This is a genomic window from Streptomyces sp. NPDC029216 (genome assembly GCF_040648015.1).
Lineage (GTDB): Bacteria > Actinomycetota > Actinomycetes > Streptomycetales > Streptomycetaceae > Streptomyces.
In genome coordinates this window covers 1-3,085 of sequence record NZ_JBEZWL010000286.1, presented here as the reverse complement: position 1 = coordinate 3,085, position 3,085 = coordinate 1, and the positions used below count along the sequence as shown (strand labels likewise).

The following is a 3,085-nucleotide window of genomic DNA, read 5'->3' as shown; positions in this document are numbered from 1 at the left end:
GGCCCTTCCCTGTCAATCGGAAGGCACAGCTCGCCAACTCGAGTGCTCATCCGTCAGCAGAAGCGTTGAGCACCTCAGGCATGGAGATCACGATCCTAGTACTCCAGCCGGGCGGAGGAGGGGTGGTTCCCCCGCCGGGGGGAGCCGGTACCTCCCCGCGGATGAGGCCGCGGCACGGGGTGAGGTGGGAGGTTGGAGGCAGCCGGGAAACAGCCCGACTGCCTTCTCCCTAGCGAGGATTGACCATGCGAAAGCTCATCACCGCCATAGCGCTCACCACTACGGCTGTGGCGCTCGCGGCTGGCACCGCCGCGGCCGCGCCCATGCCGGCCACCCACGTACCGGCACAGCACCTCGCACTGCAGAGCTGGACCCTGCTCAACGAGCACGGCCCGGGCCCCAACCCGGGCGAGCGGCTCACCGCGCAGCTCAGCGCCCGTACGGTCGACGGCCAGGCCCGCGGGCACGTCGTGGTGCAGCACGTGTTCGAGGAGAGCGGGACCACGCGGGCCGAGTTCGACGTCGACTGCCTGACCGTCGACGGGAACGGCGCCATCACCGTGACCGGGCCCATCTCGCGGATCGTGGTCACCCCGTTCGGGGGCGAGCCGTACTTCTTCCAGGAAGGCCAGCACCCCGAAGCCGGCCTCACCTTCTACCCCACCGACGCGCAGCACCAGCGCCGGGTCGGCTGGAACCGGACCAACCCCGAGACCCACTCCGAAGTCGTCAAGTGCGGCGCGGTACCGGCCAGCCTCTGGATCATCGACGGCGGGACCTTCCTGCACCGCTAGCACTCCAGCCGGACTTTGATGTTTCGCCTGGTCAACGGCTTGGCTGTGGGGAGTGTAACGGCGGAGCATGCGACTCACCCCGAGGTCCCGGGCCGGCTGTCGCGGGTGGCGTGGGGCGATGCACCGACCAGCGCTTCGCTCGGCGAACGTGGCTAGCTCCAGCTCCGGCAGCCGTGCGCACTCGTCCTGAATTAGCCTCCCCCGGTAGGGACGCCGCGGACAGCTTGCGTCATCATGGCGTATGGAAACGCCCAGCACCTGGCAGCTCGGTCCTGACCTCGACGCCTTCCTCCGCCGCGCCGAGGCGTTCCTGCATTCACGGCCGGTACTGCACACGGTCCTGCTGACCGTGACCAACGCACTGCGCGGAAGAGGGTTGACGGCGTCTGGGCCCGACGTGCCGCTCTTCGGCACACTGAGCCGTGGCGGTGAGGTACGGGCAGCCTTTGTTCGTACACCCCAGCACGGGCTGGTTGTCACGCCGCTGTCCGCTCCCGAGGCCGTCGCTCTCGTCGCCCGTTTCGTGAGCGACGGGGAAAGTCTGCAGGGCGTGTCAGGCGATCGAGAGAGCGTCGAGGCGCTCACGGAAGCCTGGCGACAGCGCACTGAAACCGTCGTCGTGCAGCAGCGCAGTGAGCGCCTTTACGATCTCGACACCCTAAGAGCCCCCGATCCGGCGCCCGCTGGCCGCGCTCGGGTCGCCAACTGGTCCGACCGGGCTCAGCTCGTGCGCTGGGCCCAGGAGTACACCATCGCGATCGGCGATTCCAGCGACCGCGATTTCGGAGCCTGGGCGGAGGCACGTCTCGCTTACGGCGGGGTCACACTTTGGGAGAACGCCGAAGGCCAGCCTGTCGCAATGGCAGGCTCCTCACCCCTGATCGCCGGCTAGGTCCGCATCGCGCCGGTCTACACTCCGTCCCACCTTCGCGGCCGGGGGTACGCGAGCGCGGTCACCGCCGCGGTGACACAGGATGCCCTCAACAACGGCGCGGACAACGTCCTCCTCTTCACGGACCTCGCCAACCCCATCAGCAACGCGCTCTACCAGTACCTCGGCTACCGGCCCGTCGCTGACTTCGTCAACTGTCGCTTCTCTGCCACGTCGGCTTAACGCGCCACAGCGCCGTCCCGTATCGGCAGACGGTGGCCGCGGCTCTGGCCACGCGGAGAGTGTCGCGGAGCGCTCGGGAAGGCGCTGCTGCCGCGCACAAATCTGCGGCGCAAGCAGCCCAGCCACTCGGTCCTTCTGAAATGACAGCAAATGCCTGTTTATTAGCTCACTGGCGTCCACGTTGATAACGGGCCAGGCGACCCCCAGCGATCAGCCCCCGAACAGCGAAAACTCGCAGATGGACACGCGTCCAACCTCGCCGACGCCCCACGAACACCCACCCAACAGGGCACGGTCGGGCCCGTTCGTCCACAGCTGTCCAAACCGTGCTTGCCACCCGGCAAGGACCCAGGGCACCGTGGGGTGCAGAACCGACCGGGCGACCGGCGGACCCCTGAAATTGCTGGTGACTTCGCAGAACAGGGACACAGCAGCACCGCGTTGCCGCGCGAGTACTGCACGCAGGGCCGACCCGGCACCCGCCGGGCCGGCCCTTCGCCGTTCCCCCGCCGAGCCCCCGCGTGCGGGGTGGCTCAGCCTTCGGAGCCAGTCAGCTCCTCGACCTCCCGCGCCCCCTTCTGCGCCCGCGCCCTCGCCTTCGTCACCGCTCTCCCGGCCTCCCGCGCGCCGGCCGCCGCCTCCGCGCTCGCCGCCCGCGCCGCCTCCAGCCGCTCCCGAGCACCCCGTACTTCATCCTCGGCCGCCGCAACATCAGCCACCCTGCTGTCGGCCAGCTCCCGCGCCGCGGCCTGCTCCGCCTCCAGCCGCTCCACCTCGGCCGCCGCCTCGGACAGCTCAGCACGAGCCGCTTCCACGCGCTCGCGGCGTGCCCGGCGCGCCCGCTCCCCCGCATCCGGCGACGGGGTCCGGACCCGCTTCACCGCCGGCTCCGCGGGCCGGGCCGCAGGCGCCGACCGGGGCGCGGCGCCTGGAAGCGGTTCGAGGCCGGCGAATCCCTGCACCGCGTCGGGGCCTTTCGCCAGTCGGCCCGCCGCCCACTGCTCGGCGACGTCGGCGTCGGCGTCGGCGTCGGCGTCGGCGAGGACCGCATGCAGGATCAGCTCGACGTCGTGAAAGACCGGCTCACTGAGCCTTTTCAGCGTGGTCACCGATCGGGTGATGACCTTGGTGCCCGCAACGGACAGGGCTCCCGTGCCGTTGGGTGAGGTGTTCGAAG

3 protein-coding genes and 1 pseudogene are annotated in these 3,085 nt (G+C 70.0%); 3 read left to right on the top strand and 1 reads right to left on the bottom strand.

The window, feature by feature from the left end:
• Positions 1-245: 245 nt before the first annotated feature.
• The 3 genes from AB0F18_RS38985 to AB0F18_RS38975 all read left to right on the top strand — a co-directional run bounded on the left by AB0F18_RS38985 (position 246) and on the right by AB0F18_RS38975 (position 1,908).
• Positions 246-794, top strand: coding sequence for a hypothetical protein (locus AB0F18_RS38985; protein ID WP_362070224.1), 549 nt, complete (start codon positions 246-248; stop codon positions 792-794).
• 241 nt (positions 795-1,035) lie between these two features.
• Positions 1,036-1,686: a GNAT family N-acetyltransferase gene (locus AB0F18_RS38980; RefSeq protein ID WP_362070221.1), complete on the top strand. Its 651-nt coding sequence runs from the start codon at positions 1,036-1,038 to the stop codon at positions 1,684-1,686.
• Positions 1,687-1,692: 6 nt separating this feature from the next.
• Entirely contained in the window at positions 1,693-1,908 is a 216-nt protein-coding gene (locus AB0F18_RS38975; RefSeq protein WP_362070227.1) for a GNAT family N-acetyltransferase, read from the top strand.
• A 533-nt stretch (positions 1,909-2,441) separates the two neighbouring features.
• Here the strand turns inward: AB0F18_RS38975 and AB0F18_RS38970 are convergent.
• Positions 2,442-3,085 (bottom strand): annotated as a pseudogene (locus AB0F18_RS38970) (hypothetical protein); the annotation flags it as partial.

Bases quoted from the DNA above. Each gene is read 5' to 3' on its own strand.
- AB0F18_RS38985 (WP_362070224.1), top strand. From the start codon at position 246: ATGCGAAAGCTCATCACCGCCATAGCGCTCACCACTACGGCTGTGGCG.
- AB0F18_RS38980 (WP_362070221.1), top strand. From the start codon at position 1,036: ATGGAAACGCCCAGCACCTGGCAGCTCGGTCCTGACCTCGACGCCTTC.